Source organism: Pedobacter caeni, from assembly GCF_900129215.1.
GTDB lineage: Bacteria > Bacteroidota > Bacteroidia > Sphingobacteriales > Sphingobacteriaceae > Pedobacter > Pedobacter caeni.
Map to the genome: position 1 here is coordinate 468,977 of NZ_FQUQ01000003.1, position 15,550 is coordinate 484,526.

Annotated in this window: 15 protein-coding genes; 7 read left to right on the forward strand and 8 right to left on the reverse strand. The window is 42.0% G+C overall.

Annotated features, from left to right (window positions below; genetic code table 11):
• Nucleotides 1–31: 31 nt before the first annotated feature.
• Complete coding sequence (locus BUC20_RS16615; protein WP_073232207.1) at nt 32–514, forward strand: hypothetical protein; 483 nt, start codon at nt 32–34, stop codon at nt 512–514.
• 72 nt (nt 515–586) lie between these two features.
• Nucleotides 587–1,732 (forward strand): N-acetyl-alpha-D-glucosaminyl L-malate synthase BshA, encoded by a 1,146-nt coding sequence (gene bshA / locus BUC20_RS16620; RefSeq protein WP_073232208.1) that lies wholly within the window; start codon nt 587–589, stop codon nt 1,730–1,732.
• 55 nt (nt 1,733–1,787) lie between these two features.
• Here bshA and BUC20_RS16625 read toward each other — a convergent pair whose 3' ends face one another.
• Together BUC20_RS16625 and BUC20_RS16630 are read right to left on the reverse strand one after the other, a co-directional pair.
• A complete protein-coding gene (locus tag BUC20_RS16625; RefSeq protein WP_234994534.1) occupies nt 1,788–2,858 on the reverse strand; it encodes a lactonase family protein in 1,071 nt (356 codons plus the stop codon).
• Nucleotides 2,859–3,176: 318 nt separating this feature from the next.
• The gene (locus tag BUC20_RS16630; protein ID WP_073232210.1) at nt 3,177–4,730 is read right to left on the reverse strand and encodes a pseudouridine synthase; all 1,554 of its coding nucleotides are present in this window, start codon (nt 4,728–4,730) and stop codon (nt 3,177–3,179) included.
• 175 nt (nt 4,731–4,905) lie between these two features.
• Between BUC20_RS16630 and BUC20_RS16635 the strand changes: the two genes are divergently transcribed.
• The 4 genes from BUC20_RS16635 (at nt 4,906) to BUC20_RS16650 (ending at nt 10,814) form a co-directional block, all read left to right on the forward strand.
• A complete protein-coding gene (locus BUC20_RS16635) occupies nt 4,906–5,760 on the forward strand; it encodes a lytic transglycosylase domain-containing protein (protein ID WP_073232211.1) in 855 nt (284 codons plus the stop codon).
• A gap of 85 nt (nt 5,761–5,845) precedes the next feature.
• Nucleotides 5,846–6,898, forward strand: a complete 1,053-nt coding sequence (locus BUC20_RS16640; RefSeq protein WP_073232212.1) for a 2Fe-2S iron-sulfur cluster-binding protein — start codon at nt 5,846–5,848, stop codon at nt 6,896–6,898.
• Nucleotides 6,899–7,012: 114 nt separating this feature from the next.
• Nucleotides 7,013–9,856 (forward strand): excinuclease ABC subunit UvrA, encoded by a 2,844-nt coding sequence (gene uvrA / locus BUC20_RS16645; RefSeq protein WP_073232213.1) that lies wholly within the window; start codon nt 7,013–7,015, stop codon nt 9,854–9,856.
• Nucleotides 9,857–9,866: 10 nt separating this feature from the next.
• The gene (locus BUC20_RS16650; RefSeq protein ID WP_073232214.1) at nt 9,867–10,814 is read left to right on the forward strand and encodes an NAD(P)H-hydrate dehydratase; all 948 of its coding nucleotides are present in this window, start codon (nt 9,867–9,869) and stop codon (nt 10,812–10,814) included.
• On the opposite strand, the gene BUC20_RS16655 is transcribed toward BUC20_RS16650, so the two are convergent.
• The 3 genes from BUC20_RS16655 to lipA all read right to left on the reverse strand — a co-directional run bounded on the left by BUC20_RS16655 (nt 10,811) and on the right by lipA (nt 13,185).
• Nucleotides 10,811–11,692 (reverse strand): anti-sigma factor, encoded by an 882-nt coding sequence (locus BUC20_RS16655; RefSeq protein ID WP_073232215.1) that lies wholly within the window; start codon nt 11,690–11,692, stop codon nt 10,811–10,813. The genes BUC20_RS16650 and BUC20_RS16655 overlap by 4 nt on opposite strands.
• A gap of 1 nt (nt 11,693) precedes the next feature.
• Nucleotides 11,694–12,245, reverse strand: a complete 552-nt coding sequence (locus tag BUC20_RS16660) for an RNA polymerase sigma factor (RefSeq protein WP_073232216.1) — start codon at nt 12,243–12,245, stop codon at nt 11,694–11,696.
• Nucleotides 12,246–12,306: 61 nt separating this feature from the next.
• Nucleotides 12,307–13,185, reverse strand: a complete 879-nt coding sequence (gene lipA / locus BUC20_RS16665) for a lipoyl synthase (RefSeq protein ID WP_069379571.1) — start codon at nt 13,183–13,185, stop codon at nt 12,307–12,309.
• Nucleotides 13,186–13,308: 123 nt separating this feature from the next.
• Between lipA and BUC20_RS16670 the strand changes: the two genes are divergently transcribed.
• Nucleotides 13,309–13,713, forward strand: coding sequence for an OsmC family protein (locus tag BUC20_RS16670; protein WP_073232706.1), 405 nt, complete (start codon nt 13,309–13,311; stop codon nt 13,711–13,713).
• On the opposite strand, the gene ytxJ is transcribed toward BUC20_RS16670, so the two are convergent.
• From ytxJ to BUC20_RS16685, 3 genes are all read right to left on the reverse strand, one after another.
• Nucleotides 13,703–14,035, reverse strand: a complete 333-nt coding sequence (ytxJ, locus tag BUC20_RS16675) for a bacillithiol system redox-active protein YtxJ (protein WP_073232217.1) — start codon at nt 14,033–14,035, stop codon at nt 13,703–13,705. The two genes, BUC20_RS16670 and ytxJ, sit on opposite strands and share 11 nt — an antisense overlap.
• Nucleotides 14,036–14,253: 218 nt before the next feature.
• Nucleotides 14,254–14,745 carry a 6,7-dimethyl-8-ribityllumazine synthase gene (gene ribH / locus BUC20_RS16680; RefSeq protein WP_073232218.1) on the reverse strand — a complete coding sequence of 164 codons (492 nt, stop codon included), beginning with the start codon at nt 14,743–14,745 and terminating at the stop codon, nt 14,254–14,256.
• Between the two features lie 76 nt (nt 14,746–14,821).
• Nucleotides 14,822–15,493, reverse strand: coding sequence for a tetratricopeptide repeat protein (locus BUC20_RS16685; RefSeq protein ID WP_073232219.1), 672 nt, complete (start codon nt 15,491–15,493; stop codon nt 14,822–14,824).
• Nucleotides 15,494–15,550: the final 57 nt, after the last annotated feature.

The following is a 15,550-nucleotide window of genomic DNA, read 5'->3' on the forward strand; positions in this document are numbered from 1 at the left end:
AAAACAAGTAACTTTATTGAAAATTATATAGATGGGGAACCGATACGCATTTTTGGAGAAACAATATATAGGCCGCGATTACATCAGAATATGTATTCGGTTGGTTATGGCTGCATTTTGTTTTGCTGCTTATGTCTATGAGCGCGACCGTGACAATACCCAGGACCTGTTTCTTGTGGTCGGTTTCGGAATTATAGGGGTTTCTATTATTTTGCTTTTCCTGATTCAGTATAAGACGATCATCGATGATAAGAAGATTATGATCGATGGTTTATGGTCTGCCAGAAAAGTAGAGATCAATCTCAGCACGATAAAAAGCGTTAGAAAAGATACATATAGCAATTATTTGTTCAATAATCCGGTATATAACCTGCACCGCAAGGGAAGTGTCCGCTTTTATTCTTCAGGGAAAGATGCGGTAGTTTTAACCGATCGTGATGGTTTTGAGTACTTTATCGGAACACAACGCCCCAATGAGATGTACCTTGTGATCAAGGACCAGATGAAATCGTAAATAATTGCAATTGTTTAACACAAAGCTCAGTTTAAGTATTGTACTTTGCATCTGTAAAACAAATTCGCTAGAATGAAAATAGGTATCGTTTGTTACCCAACTTTTGGAGGTAGTGGAGTAGTTGCTACTGAATTAGGTAAAGCACTTGCTGATGAAGGTCACCAGGTACATTTTATAACTTATAGTCAGCCTGCCCGCCTCGACTTTTTCTCTGCCAACTTATTCTATCACGAAGTATCTGTAAGGGATTATCCTTTATTTGATTATGCGCCATATGAATCTGCACTGGCGAGTAAGCTGGTGGATGTGGTTCGTTTTGAAAAACTGGATATCTTACATGTACATTATGCGATTCCACATGCTTCTGCTGCGTTTATGGCGAAGCAGATTCTGGAAACCTATGGCATATATATCCCATTTGTAACCACCTTGCATGGAACGGACATCACGCTGGTGGGTAAGGATCCAACCTATAAACCTGTGGTTACTTTTTCCATCAATAAATCTGATGGGGTGACGACCGTTTCACAGAACCTTAAAGAAGATACCGAGAAGCATTTTGAGATCAGCAATGAGATCAAAGTGATTCCCAACTTTATTGATTTCAACAGGTTCAGCCTGAAACCCAAAGATCATTTCAAGAAAGCAATCGCCCCTAATAATGAGAGAATTCTGATCCATACCTCTAACTTCCGGAAGGTGAAGCGCACCAGTGATGTGATCAGGACCTTTGAGAAGATACAGCAAAAGATCCCTTCTAAATTATTAATGGTAGGAGATGGTCCGGAACGTGCTTACAATGAGCAATTGTGCCGTGAACTGGGAATTTGTGAAAATGTACGTTTCTTAGGTAAGCAAGATGCAATAGAAGAGATCCTTTCGGTCTCTGATTTGTTCCTGATGCCTTCGGAGTCGGAAAGCTTTGGGCTGGCTGCCTTAGAAGCAATGGCCTGCAAAGTTCCAGCCATCACTTCCAATGCGGGTGGTTTACCAGAGTTGAACATTGACGGCTTCTGTGGCTTCATGAGCAATGTTGGTGATGTGGAAGATATGGCGGCTAAGGGAATTCAGATTCTGGAGAACGACGAGGTGTTACAGCGATTTAAAGAGAATGCCTTTATCAGAGCCCAGGATTTCGACCTGAAGAAGATCCTGCCGATATACATAGATTATTACAATCAGGTAATAGAAGAAGCACATAAACTGAAAGCAGTTTAAAATAGAAAAGCCCTTTGAATTGTTCAAAGGGCTTTTCCATTGGTTTTGAAACCGTTTATTTTACCGGGGCAAATACCAGGCATACCGGAGCGCCAACTTCAATCCTTTTACCGGTATCTGTTAAGGCACCTGTTTCCAGGTTCCGTTCAAAAATAACCACATCATTGGTGTATTGATGCCCTACAAGCAGGTATTTGCCACTTGGATCAATGACGAAATTTCTTGGACCTTTACCCATTGTACTTGCATACCCTCTGATGCTCAGTAAACCTCCTTTTTCGATGGCGAAAATGGTGATCTTGTTTTCTGAACCCCTGTTGCTGGCATATAAAAATTTCCCATCAGGTGAAAGGTGGATGTCTGCAGCACCATTTTGTCCGGTAAATCCGTCTTCGGTGAGTTTCGTTTGCTGAATTTCGTTTAAATTCCCATCGCTGTAACTGAATACGGTGATCCCTGCGTTGATTTCTCCAACCAGGTATGCATATTTACCATCCTTGCTAAATACAAGGTGTCTGGGCCCCATTCCGGGCGTTACTTCAATGCTATGTTGTATTTGTAATACTTTCTCGTTTAGGTTGGGACTGTATTTGTATAAAAAGATCTTGTCCATACCCAGATCGTTTACCACAATGTATTTGCCGTCCGGAGTAAACTGTGCCATGTGGACATGTGGCCGGTCCTGCTGAGGTTTAACAATGCTTTTGCCGGTATGTTGACTCAGTAGTTTTAGGGCAGATAGTGCACCGTCTTTTTTAATGCCGAACACGGAAATGTTTCCTCCGGAATAATTGGCCGTAATGACGTTCTTCTGATCGGCAATTACATAACATGGATCGGCACCGGTTGCCTGTTTGTTTAAGAAAGTGAGTTTGCCGGATGGGGCGTCAAAACGAAAAGCACTAACGGCACTGCTTGCTCCGGTTTCGTTAACCGCATATATGGTTTTATGGTCTGCTCCCAGGGCCAGGTAACTTGGGTTTTCTACATTTTTAGTAACGCTTTTTGCTTTGAAAGCAGCGGTATTGGTATTGAAGTCATAAACATAGATTCCTTCACTTTTCCCGGTATTTGTATAGGTTCCAATGATCAGGTTGTAATCTGTTTGTTGTGCATAGCTTTGCATGGCTAGAAGTATTACTGGAAAAAATAAAAGTGCTCTCATCTGAATATTTATTATTTGACAATAATATCATATTAAACTTGAAATTATAGGAAATATGTTCAGATTGTTGAGAGTTTAGCCTGATTTTGAAGAAATTGAGGTGTTAAAGCCGGGAAGGATAAGGGGCTGAACTCAGGGAAGGCAAGGTGTTGCACTGAGGGAAAGGAGGGCAGTAAAGCAGGCCTTCCTGTTGCTTAGCCGATATTGGGAAGTGGGCTAAACAAGCCGTAAATAAAAGAACCGGTTACGTTTGAGGTAACCGGTTCTTCAGGTATTTTTTTATTTGATCAGGTGTTTAATCTGGATCAATTCATGTTCTTCTAAATAGCGCCATCTTCCGCGTGGAAGGTCTTTTTTGGTCAGGTTACCATAAACAACGCGGTCAAGTTTTACAACATCATAACCCAGGTGTTCAAATATTCTTCTTACGATTCTATTTTTACCACTATGGATCTGGATACCAACTTCACGTTTACTACCTCCGGTTACATAAGATACATTATCTGGTTTGATGATTCCATCTTCCAGTTCAAGACCGAACTGGATTTTGTTTAAATCACCCTGGCTTAAGCTTCTGCTCAATTCTACATGATAGATCTTAGTGATTCCGTTTTTAGGGTGCGACAGTTTATCCGCAAGGTCGCCATCATTGGTCATCAACAAAAGACCTGTAGTATTACGGTCTAATCTTCCTACCGGGTAAATGCGTTCCCTACTGGCTTTATCTACCAATTGCATCACGGTACGACGTTCCTGAGGATCATCGGTAGTGGTGATGTAATCTTTTGGTTTGTTCAATAAAACGTAAACTTTCTTTTCGCGTTTCAACAATTCTCCGTTATAACGGATTTCGTCTTTCGCAGGGTCAATTTTATGGCCCAGTTCCGAAACTGCTTCTCCATTTACAGACACGACACCTGCTGCGATCAGCTCATCAGCCTTACGACGTGAGCAAATGCCTGAATTGGCAATGTAACGGTTCAGACGGATCAATCCATCATCCTTAGGGATCGGAGCTTTTCTGCCACGCATAACGGTATTGCTATCGTCGCGTTCAGTGCGTTCTCCGCGTGCCTTAAAGCCTGGTTTTGAATTCTCGTCTTCTCTTTTTCTGAATGGTCTGCTGTCCGTACTTCTGGATGCTGACCCTTTTTTATCATCGAATTTTCTGAAAGGCTGATCACCACTTCCGAAATTGTCTTTCTTTATATAACTGCGGGTTTTATCTGTAGGAGGAACGTCTCTTGAACTTCCTGCACTATGAGGACGGGGTTTGTAATCTTTTGAACCGCCTTCTCTTGATTTGAAATCTCTCGATCCACCTTCTCTCGGTTTGAAATCCCTTGAACCGCCTTCTCTTGGTTTGAAATCTCTCGATCCACCTTCTCTCGGTTTGTAATCCCTTGATCCACCTTCTCTTGGTTTAAAGTCTCTCGACTCATTTTCTCCCCTTGGTTTGAAGCTTCTTGAATCTCCTTCTCTCGGTTTGTAATCTCTGGATCCACCTTCTCTAGGCTTATAGTCTCTTGAACCACCCTCTTTAGACTTGTAGTCCCTCGATCCACCTTCTCTTGGTTTATAATCTCTTGAACCGCCTTCTCTTGGCTTAAAGTCTTTTTTATCTCCCTCTCTTGGTTTGAAGTCTTTTCTATCGCCTTCTCTTGGTTTAAAATCTCTCGGGCCACCAAACTTACTATCCTTCCCCTCTTTGTCGTCAAACTTGCCTTTGCCTTTGTAAGAACTATCTGTTCCACTACGACTTTTGCCTGTTGTACTTCTGTTTCCCGGTTTGGACTTGTCATCCCGACTGTTCCTGTTGTTGTCTTTGATCATGATACGCTATATAACCGCATAATTTATGCGGCTGCAAATTTAGTAAAAATCGGTCAATTTATAGCGGATTTTTCAGGATTTGTACAAGTTGTAAAAAATCATTGCCTATGGGTGTTTAAACCCTGATTTTCAGTGCAGTTTTTGTAAAAGGTTGATAATTAACATAATATACCGTATGTTTGCAAACGTTTTAAAATTATTAACCAAAAAAAGGAGGAAAATGATAAAGAAACACATAATAACATGTACGGTAATAATTGCATTACTGGTTATGGCAAAAGTGTTTGCTTACAACATGCCCCAAGCAGCAGAAAGTCTTTTAAAAGAAGAAAAAACAACAAAGAATACAGATACATTAACACTAAAAACAACAGCGCCTGTAACTGTAATGGCGCGGTTAAATTTTGCAGAAGAGACACTTCCACTGGGCGATGCCAGAGTGGAACGTAAAATGAAAAAAGTTCTTGCTGCATTCAGTCACAGTAAATTACAGACCAATCGCTTGCACAATAAAGCAGCTGAATGGTTTCCTGTAATAGAGCCAATCCTCGCCGCTTATGGCATTCCAGAGGATTTTAAATACATCCCTTTAGTTGAGTCAGGATTAAAGGCAGGCGTATCACCTAAAGGTGCTACCGGTATTTGGCAATTTATGCCAGGTACAGCACGTAGTTTTGGTTTGAAAGTCAACTCAAATGTAGACGAGCGTAACAACTTACGTAAGTCGACAATTGCAGCGGCAAAATACATCAAGGAGCTTTACGGTATTTTTGAAAGCTGGACATTGGTTGCAGCAGCCTACAATGTAGGTGATGGCCATATGCAAAGGCAGATCAACAGACAAAAACAGGACAATTATTTCAAGATGAAGCTAAACCGCGAAACGGCTGGTTATGTTTACAAATTGATTTCCATGAAACAGATTCTGGAATTTCCTGGTCGGTATGGGTATAAGGCGCCAAGAGCTTTACTAGCCTACAATGCTGAGAAGGCTGCGATTAACGCAGAAAAGACCGCAAACGCGGAATAGTAAAAGATAAAAGACACACAAATGGGGGAAGCCGGAATTTATTCCGGCTTTTTGTTTTTCTTGGAATTTTACTATTTTACCCGATATGGGATTGTTAAAACTGCAGATTACCACGATGACTTATGGTCCGGGGGAGACCTTGATCATCAGCTTTGAGCCACTGGAAGGGCCGAAACCGGATTACCTTGCCGGGCAGTTTCTCACCCTTGTGTTTGAAGAAAAGGGAAAAGAACTGAGGAGGTCTTATTCTTTATGCAGCTCTCCGGATGTCGACGAACCTCTATCTATTGGTATTAAGCGGGTAGAAAACGGAGCGATTTCCCGATTGTTGCACCACAAAACTGCGGTGGGGGATGTGTTAACTGCATTGGAACCCAATGGACAGTTTAGCTATCTTCCGGAGCAACAAATCAAGAGAACAGTTTTTCTTTTTGCTGCCGGAGTAGGGATCACACCCTTGTTTTCTATCTTGAAGACAGCACTGATCAGGGAGCGGTATACAAAGATCATCCTGGCCTATAGCAACAGATCTGCAGAAGGTACCCTGTTTTATACCGAACTCAATGCTTTACAAGCGCAATATCCGGATCGTTTTAAACTAATCTATCTGTTTAGTCAGTCGAAAAATCTGTTGATGGCCCGTTTGAACGGACAGTTGATTGAACGCATTGTAGCGGAAAATATGGAGTTTGAAAAGCAGGATGTGTTACTTTATACTTGCGGACCTGTAGATTATATGGATGTCTGCAGGATCACTTTGTTAAACCTTGGTTTCGACAGGACTCAAATCAAAAGAGAAACATTTGTACTTCCGGAAGATGAAGCTGATGAAGATGACATGACGGAAAAGAAAGCAAGGGATACCAATACTTATTCCGTGATTCTGAATTACAAAGGGAAAGTACATGAAATTGATGTGCCTTACTACCAGAGCATCCTTGATGCGGCCCTGGAACAGAAAATTGACCTGCCATATAGCTGTCATGCTGGCATCTGCAGCACCTGCACTGCCAATTGTACCAAAGGAAATGTGGAAATGGATTATAATGAAGTTTTAATGGATGATGAAATCGCAGCAGGAAGAGTGCTGGTTTGTACCGGTCACCCTACTGAAAATGGCACAACGCTGGTTTGGTAAACAATCTGAGGTCTGTCCTGCGTAAACTTTTCTTTTGATAAAATTTTTAGCATTTTTGTGGCTGAAAGTTTGTTATCCTAAATATATAGATATCAGTATTGTTTTAATATAAATATGAGCAAAAATACCGTTGACCTGGGCGAGCAGAAGGATGTAGAAGTATATGGTGCCAGGGTACATAACCTTAAAAATATAGACATTTCCTTTCCACGGAATAAGCTGGTAGTCATTACCGGCCTGAGTGGCAGTGGAAAGTCCTCCCTGGCCTTTGATACCATTTATGCAGAGGGGCAGCGGAGGTATATGGAAACCTTCAGTGCGTATTCCCGTCAGTTTATGGGGGGGATGGAGCGTCCGGATGTGGATAAAGTATCCGGATTGAGTCCGGTAATTGCCATTGAGCAGAAAACCACAAGTAAGAATCCAAGATCTACTGTAGGTACCATTACGGAAATCTACGATTTCATGCGTTTATTATATGCCCGTGCGGCGGATGCTTTCTCCTATAATACCGGAGAAAAGATGGAACGTATGAGTGAGGATCAGATTCTTGGTAACATCTACAACAAGTTTGAAGATATGCCGGTTAACATCCTTGCGCCGGTAGTAAAGGGCCGTAAAGGGCATTACAGGGAATTGTTTGAGCAGATCCGGAAACAGGGCTATGTAAAAGTCCGCATTGATGGTGAAATTCAGGACATCAGTCCGAAGATGCAGGTAGACCGTTACAAGATTCATGACATTGAAATTGTGGTCGACAGACTCATTATCGATAAAAAGGATCAGAAACGTTTGCAGGATTCCCTTCAAACTGCGATGCGATTAGGGAAAGGAATCATTAAAATCAGTGATAAGGAGAATAATGTCTCTCATTTCAGCCGTTTTCTGATGTGCCCGACTACGGGAATCTCCTATGATGAACCACAACCAAACAGTTTTTCTTTCAACTCTCCTTATGGGGCATGTGAAAATTGTGATGGTCTGGGGTATATCTTCGTGATTGATAAGGAATCGGTGATGCCGAATCCGAAACTGAGCATCATGAATGGAGGATTGGCTCCTTTAGGTGAATACCGCGACATCTGGGTGTTCCAGGTATTAAAGGCAGTAGCAAAAAAATACAACTTTTCTTTGTCTACCCCACTGGAAAAACTAACTGAAGAACACATCAGTATCATTCTTAATGGCTCACATGAATTGTTAAGTGTGGCTGTGGAATACAACAAATGGAATGTTCAGAACTATCAGATTACCTTCGATGGCATCATCAAATTACTGGAAGAGCAGCAGGAGAAGAAAGGCGAAGGGGCAATAGATGATATGGAGACTTTCCGCAAGCTGAAAACCTGTCCGGTTTGTAATGGGGCAAGGTTAAAGAAAGAAAGCCTTCATTTTAAAATTGACGGAAAGAACATCTTTGAGCTGGCAGAAATGGACATCAACAGCCTTAAAAACTGGTATGTTGATGTGGAAAGCCGTTTAAGTGAAAGACAAAATACGATAGCCAAAGAGATTCTTAAAGAGATCAGGGCCAGATTAGGTTTCCTGACGGATGTAGGTTTAAATTACCTGTCGCTGGACCGTACCGCCCGGACTTTGTCTGGTGGAGAGGCGCAAAGGATCCGTCTGGCAACACAAATTGGTTCACAGCTGATGAATGTGATGTACATCCTCGATGAGCCAAGTATTGGTTTACATCAGCGCGACAATGAGCGTCTGATCGGTGCGCTTAAAAACCTGCGCGACCTTGGAAATACGGTATTGGTGGTAGAACACGATAAAGACATGATTCTGGAAGCAGATCATGTGATTGATGTGGGACCGGCAGCGGGAGTCCGGGGAGGGCAGATTGTTGCTCAGGGCACACCTGCGGAGATTTTAAAGTCTGATACCCTGACTGCGGCTTACCTGAATGGTAAAAAAGGAATTGAAGTGCCTAAAAAGCGCAGAAAAGGAACAGGACATAAACTATCCATCATTAAAGCGAGCGGGCATAACTTAAAAGATGTGTCTGTAGATTTTCCTCTCGGGAAGTTTATTGCAGTAACAGGTGTTTCCGGAAGCGGAAAATCAAGTTTGATTACAGAAACCTTATATCCGATCTTAAACCATCATTTCTTCAGGGCGAAGAAACATCCTCTGCCTTATGAAAAGATCAACGGAATTAAAGAAATAGATAAAGTTATTGAGATTGACCAGGCGCCGATCGGACGTACGCCAAGGTCTAACCCTTCTACTTATACGGGGGTGTTTTCTGACATCAGGAATCTGTTTGTGCAATTACCGGAAGCAAAGATCAGGGGCTATAAACCTGGTCGTTTCTCCTTCAATGTAAAGGGAGGAAGATGCGAAACCTGTCAGGGGGGAGGAATGAAAGTCATAGAAATGAACTTCCTTCCGGACGTTCAGGTGCCATGTGAAGAGTGTGGTGGAAAAAGGTACAACAGGGAAACCCTGGAAGTCCGTTACCGGGGTAAGTCTATTAGTGATGTACTGGACATGAGTATTGAAGATGCCTGTGATTTCTTTGAGAACATGCCGTTGATTTACCGCAAGATCAAGACCTTGAAAGATGTAGGTTTGGGTTATATTACTTTAGGTCAGTCTTCGACGACCCTTTCAGGTGGTGAGGCTCAGCGGGTTAAGCTCGCTACGGAATTGTCTAAAAAAGATACTGGAAAAACATTTTATATTCTGGATGAACCTACAACTGGCCTGCATTTTGAGGATATAAATGTCTTGTTAGGTGTGCTGAACGAATTGGTAGAGAAAGGGAATACAGTGTTGGTGATTGAGCACAACCTTGATGTCGTAAAAGTAGCGGATTGGGTCATCGATTTAGGCGAAGAAGGAGGCGCAGGTGGCGGTAGAATCATATTTGAAGGAACCCCTGAAGGATTAGTACAAAACCCAATCAGTTTAACCGGTAAATTTTTGAAGAAAGAAATGGGCTTATAAATCTGAAGTTATGTCAGTCTTCCTGAATACTTTTCTGCCCGATACAGATCCATCGAGTAAATTACAGGTGGTAGATCGGGGATTAAATAAACAAAGTGCAGAAGCATCGGCTTCTCCTTATAAATTAATAGAAGAAGAAGATATCAGGGGATTGCTGAAGCATAGAATGCCCTTCTCGCATAAAGGAACGTATGGACATGCGCTGATCATTGCCGGGGAAGTCCGGACAATGGGAGCTGCCATGCTGTCTGCAAAAGGCTGCCTCTACGGTGGGGCAGGCTTAACCACACTTTCTATTCCTGAGAGCGGCTTAACGGCCTTGAACTCGACCTTACCTGAGGTGATGTTCCTGGAGAGAAAGCAACTCATAAAAATGAAATCCTTAAAGAAGTATAATTCGGTTGCGATAGGTCCCGGAATCGGGAAGTTATTAGACGGTATGGCGGTGCTGGAGGGACTATTTGGGTTGAAGCGGCCAATCATTGCTGATGCGGATGCTTTAGGGCTTCTGGGCGAACATCAGGACTTGCTGTATCATTTGCCAAAGGATTCCATCCTTACGCCTCACTTAAAAGAATTCGATGGCCTGTTTGGAAAGCATAAAAACTGGTGGGAGCGTTTACAGACGGCCAGAATGGAAGCAAAGAAACTGGGGGCTGTGATTGTGCTGAAAAACCAATTTACATTTATTATAGACCAGCAGGGAGATGTGATGATCAACCAGACAGGTAACCCGGCAATGGCTCAGGGTGGCATGGGGGATGTGCTGACGGGCTTGGTTGCCGCATATGTGGCGCAGGGATATAGTGCCAAGGCAGCAGCAATTCTGGCCTGTTTCTTTCATGGAAAGGCAGGGGACGCGCTGGCAGTGCATCGTTTCAACGTTTCTGCATCACAGGTTGCAGAAGAGATTCCAAAGACTGTAAAAAGATTTATAGATTTTAAGCCAGAAGATTAGATCGATACAGCACCCATAACGATCATCTGGTCCATCGTTGGGCTTGGTACACCTCCACGTTTTTCCAAAGTTACGGCAAAGGCCTGAGCAGATCCGATTTCTTTCATTTTAAGAAGGATATGCGTGGTATCGGTTTTCACATCAAAGACGCCAAGATCTACTGGTTTTCCATTCACTAAGGCCCAAAGCTGGTATTGATGCGTCTGGTCATTTGCAGGAAGGCCCATTTTTGAATTGTCCACCATTACATGTCGTCCGGAAGTATGCCAGTACACCATCATTTTAGCTTTAGGGGCCATTTTGGTACCTGCAAGTTTCACTATTTTCCAATCCGGATCCATTGGCATATCGGCAATGGTCTGTAATTCCTGATTGGTTTCTTTCATGTAGTTCACCGTATTGGCGAATTTTTCCTTATCCTGATTGAGGGCAATGATTTGTTGTTTGGCAGTACCTAATTCTGTATGTGCAGAATAAAGGGCAATTCCACTGATGATCAGGAGCACTGCGCAGGCCAGCAGTGCAATCCGAAGGGTTTTTAGTTTTGATTCATAGCCTTCAGGATATAAAGGCAGGATTTTAGTTTCGGATACCGGACTGGTAATTTGCTGGTCAGGGCTTGCAACCGAGGAAGTGTTTTCTTTGTTTTCTGTTGCTCCGATTCTTGCTAATATTTTGTTTTCGAGGCTGACAGAAGGCTGAACGGCATGTTGAATTGCATATTTTTCCATAGCAAGCTCAATTGCAGAAATTTCCTGTTTTACTTCAGGATATTTTGCTGCCATTGCTTCCACTTCATGTTGTTCCTGCGCGTTTAACTCGCCAAGAACATAAAGTTCAAGTATGCCTGATTCTATATATGCTTTTCCCTCTTCCACCTTAATTAAAATGCTTTCTTAGTTCCATAATCGCCATCCGGATACGGGTTTTCACCGTGCCTAGTGGCAAGTCCAATTCCTCTGCAGCTTCCACGTGGGTATATCCTTTAAAATACACCATATCTAACAGCAGATTGAACTCTGGTTTAAGTGACGTGACCATGTCTTTTATCCCGATAGTATCTGCATTAAATGTGACCTCTTTTTGAGTGTCAATGAAATCTACGTTATTTTCTATGTCCTGGTTTTTATTGGCGTTTTTAAAATCCTTTGAACGAAGTTTGTCAATGGATAAATTCCTGGCGATATTCATCATCCAGGTAAATAAACGACCTTTACTGCTGTCGTAAGTCTCAGCAGAATTCCAGATTTTCAGGAAAGTTTCTTGTAATATATCTTCCGCAACTTCAGTTTGCGGAATGATTCGGGAGATGACACCAAACAATGCTCCTGAGTACATATCATACAATGCTTTAACGGCAATTGTTTCCCGGTTTTTTAAGGACCGGATCAATTCGTCTTCAGAGAGTGATATCTTTTTTGCTGCTGTCAAGTTTTGCTAATATACAGAAAGAACAACAGGAAAAAACAGAATTTGTTTGATCTTTTTAAGATTACAGATCGAACAGGTGCTTTTCGGCATGGTAAGATGAACGTACCAATGGGCCGCTTTCTACATACTTAAATCCTTTTGCCATTCCCACTTCTTTGTATTTAGCGAACTGATCAGGGTGGATCCAGTCCAGTACAGGGTGGTGGTTACGGGTAGGTTGTAAATACTGGCCTAAAGTAAGGATGTGTACGCCATTTGCAACAAGATCATCCATTGCTTCGTATACATCTTCTTCAGTTTCTCCTAATCCAAGCATGATACCTGTTTTTGTTCTTAAGCCAAAGTCGGAGATGCGTTTAAGGCATTCTAAACTTCGGTCGTATTTTGCCTGGATGCGGACCTGTTTGGTTAAACGTCTTACCGTTTCGATATTGTGTGACATCACCTCTGGTCTTTCTTCCAGTACGCGGTACAGGTTATCCCAGATCCCTCTAAAGTCGGGAATAAGGGTTTCCAGTGTAGTTTCCGGACTTTCTCTTCTGATCGCCTGTAAAGTCTCTGCCCAGATGATAGAACCACCATCTTTCAGGTCATCTCTGTCAACAGATGTGATGACGCAATGTTTTACCTGCATTAACTTTACCGAATTGGCAACCCGGTTTGGCTCATCTGTGTCCACGGCCAAAGGTCTGCCTGTCGCTACTGCACAGAAAGAGCAGGAACGGGTACAGATATTTCCAAGGATCATGAAAGTTGCAGTACCAGCGCCCCAGCATTCGCCCATATTCGGGCAATTGCCACTTTCGCAAATGGTATGCAATTTATGAGTATCTACAAGACTACGTACTTGTGCATATTCTTTACCTACAGGAAGCTTAACTCTAAGCCAATCTGGTTTACGTTGTACTGGGTTTGCGGAAACAACCGGAAGTGCGATCATGATGCAAAGTTAAGCAATAGGTTTGAATAGTTATAAAAATGAAGTGTTTGTGGGATGTAATGTTCTCAATTGAATTGCCTGCTTTGAAAAAATATGCTAATCTTGTATTCTAAAACTGAAACAATGGCAACGTCAAAAATAACTTATAATGGTGGTTTAAGAACCACTTCCGTTCATGAACGTTCGGGAAATGAAATCATTACTGATGCTCCGATAGACAATAAGGGAAAGGGAGAAGCATTCTCGCCGACTGACCTGCTGGCTACCTCACTGGGGAACTGTATGCTGACTATTGTAGGAATCGCAGCAAATGAACATGGATTTAGTATCGATGGCGCAACCTGTGAGATCACAAAGATCATGGCTGAAAATCCCAGAAGGGTTTCGGAAATTGTGGTCAACTTCCAATTCCCTTCGAATGCGTATTCTGATAAGGATAAAAAGATCATCGAAAGATCGGCACATACCTGTCCGGTAGCTTTGAGCTTACATCCTGATCTTAAGCAAACAGTTTCTTTTAATTATTAATCACTTCGGCGACTTCCTCTGCGGAAATGTCACTATGTGAAGCATCAAGGACACATTCACCATCTTTAATCAATAAGATTTGTGGCGATTCGTGGTGTACCTGAAAAGTCTCAGCTATTTGTGCGGAAATCGCACGATAGCTGATTAAATCTAAAAAGTATAGAGAAGTGTCTTCAGGAATTGCTTCCCAGTCCATTTCAAAGCGTCTTTTTGCCATCATGCTCACTGAACAACGGGTGCTGTGCTTAAAGATTAAGCTAAACCCTGTTTCTTTTTGTATGTCACCGATTTGTGCCAAATCAGTTATATATTTCCACTGCATCAAATAATCTCCTAAAATGTATGTTTTTGCTTATCTTCTTCTCCTGCTTTCGGGATAAGAGCTGTATGCCGGACAAAGACGGTTTGAGCAGGCTTCCAAAAGCGCTATGGTGAAGAATACGCCAAGCAATAAAATGGCTGTTTTTTTCATCGCGTTAATTTTTTTTATAAATTTCCTCTACTAATTTACAGATTTTAATACGAAGAAACAAAGCTTTGCTAAATTGTAGCGAATAGCTCGGCCATTTTTAGCGCTGTAATTCCAGCCTCATCGCCTTTATTGCCATGTTTTCCGCCTGCACGATCAATTGCCTGTTGCTGATCATTTGTGGTCAGTACGCCGAAGATTACAGGTTTGCTGTGTTTTACACTTACCTGAGTTACGCCCTGGGCTACAGCATCGCAGATGAAGTCGAAATGTCTGGTTTCTCCCTGAATTACACAGCCCAGGCAGATTACTGCATCCAGGTTTTTGTGTTTTTGCAGGAGAATATCAGCAGCAGAAGTCAGCTCGAAGGTACCTGGTACAGCGATAGAAACAATATTTTCTGCCAATACCCCATTGTCGAGTAAGGTTTGTAAAGCGCCATTATACAGGCTGCCTGTGATTTCTGCATTCCATTCTGCAACGGCGATAGCGATTTTAAAAGCGCTTCCGTTAGGGATGGTGGTATGGGAAAAGTCAGAGAGGTTTTTAAGTTGTGTTGCCATACTGCAAATATAAGTAAAGGGTACAAAAAAAGGCTAGCCGTAATGGCTAACCTTTGTCATAATATTTTTTGCTCAACTATTTTGCCTGAGCTGAAGCGCGGGCGATGAATTCATCTACCATAGCGGCTTCCTGGCTTTCAGGATATTGAGTTTTGATTTTCGTGTAAGCATCTTCTGCAGATTTGAAATCTTTAAGGTGTTCATAAACCAATCCCAGTTTTTTAAGGAACAAAGGAGAAGTAAATTTATTGCTTGATTTATCAGCTGCTTTCTTGTAATAGGTTGCAGCTTGTTTAAAGTCTTTTAGTTCGCTATAAGCATCACCTAATAAACCTAAGGCTAATGGATCTGCAACAGGGCTTCCTGTTTCTGAATATTTACCTAAAGCTTCAGTTGCTTTTTTGAATTCGCCTTTACGCAAATAGATACCACCTAAATAAAGGTTGGCTAAGTTTGCCGATTTGGTATTGTCGTACTCTTCCGCAATTTTCTCTAAACCAGGGTAACCTGCAGTGCCGTTGATTGCTTTGCTGGCAAGTGAATCTACTCCACCCACATATTGTTCTGATTTGTACATTTTTGCAGATGCTTCTAATGCTCTGTTTTTTAAATATACGTTTTGGTACCAAAGGTAAACTCCAATTAATAACACTACAGCGCCTGCAATGAACAAAAGGCTTTTTGAGTTTTCTTCTAAAAAGGAACCCTTCTTTACCGGGTGACTTACTTCTTTTTCTGTTGTAGACATTTTATTTAAAAAAATTAAGGATTGCAAAAATACATTTTTACATCAAAGTATCAACCC

Coding starts and splice junctions, on each gene's coding strand:
- BUC20_RS16615 (WP_073232207.1), top strand. CDS start 32: ATGGGGAACCGATACGCATTTTTGGAGAAACAATATATAGGCCGCGAT.
- bshA (WP_073232208.1), top strand. CDS start 587: ATGAAAATAGGTATCGTTTGTTACCCAACTTTTGGAGGTAGTGGAGTA.
- BUC20_RS16625 (WP_234994534.1), bottom strand. CDS start 2,858: ATGCAAAGCTATGCACAACAAACAGATTACAACCTGATCATTGGAACC.
- BUC20_RS16630 (WP_073232210.1), bottom strand. CDS start 4,730: ATGATCAAAGACAACAACAGGAACAGTCGGGATGACAAGTCCAAACCG.
- BUC20_RS16635 (WP_073232211.1), top strand. CDS start 4,906: ATGTTTGCAAACGTTTTAAAATTATTAACCAAAAAAAGGAGGAAAATG.
- BUC20_RS16640 (WP_073232212.1), top strand. CDS start 5,846: ATGGGATTGTTAAAACTGCAGATTACCACGATGACTTATGGTCCGGGG.
- uvrA (WP_073232213.1), top strand. CDS start 7,013: ATGAGCAAAAATACCGTTGACCTGGGCGAGCAGAAGGATGTAGAAGTA.
- BUC20_RS16650 (WP_073232214.1), top strand. CDS start 9,867: ATGTCAGTCTTCCTGAATACTTTTCTGCCCGATACAGATCCATCGAGT.
- lipA (WP_069379571.1), bottom strand. CDS start 13,185: ATGATCGCACTTCCGGTTGTTTCCGCAAACCCAGTACAACGTAAACCA.
- BUC20_RS16670 (WP_073232706.1), top strand. CDS start 13,309: ATGGCAACGTCAAAAATAACTTATAATGGTGGTTTAAGAACCACTTCC.
- ytxJ (WP_073232217.1), bottom strand. CDS start 14,035: ATGCAGTGGAAATATATAACTGATTTGGCACAAATCGGTGACATACAA.
- ribH (WP_073232218.1), bottom strand. CDS start 14,745: ATGGCAACACAACTTAAAAACCTCTCTGACTTTTCCCATACCACCATC.
- BUC20_RS16685 (WP_073232219.1), bottom strand. CDS start 15,493: ATGTCTACAACAGAAAAAGAAGTAAGTCACCCGGTAAAGAAGGGTTCC.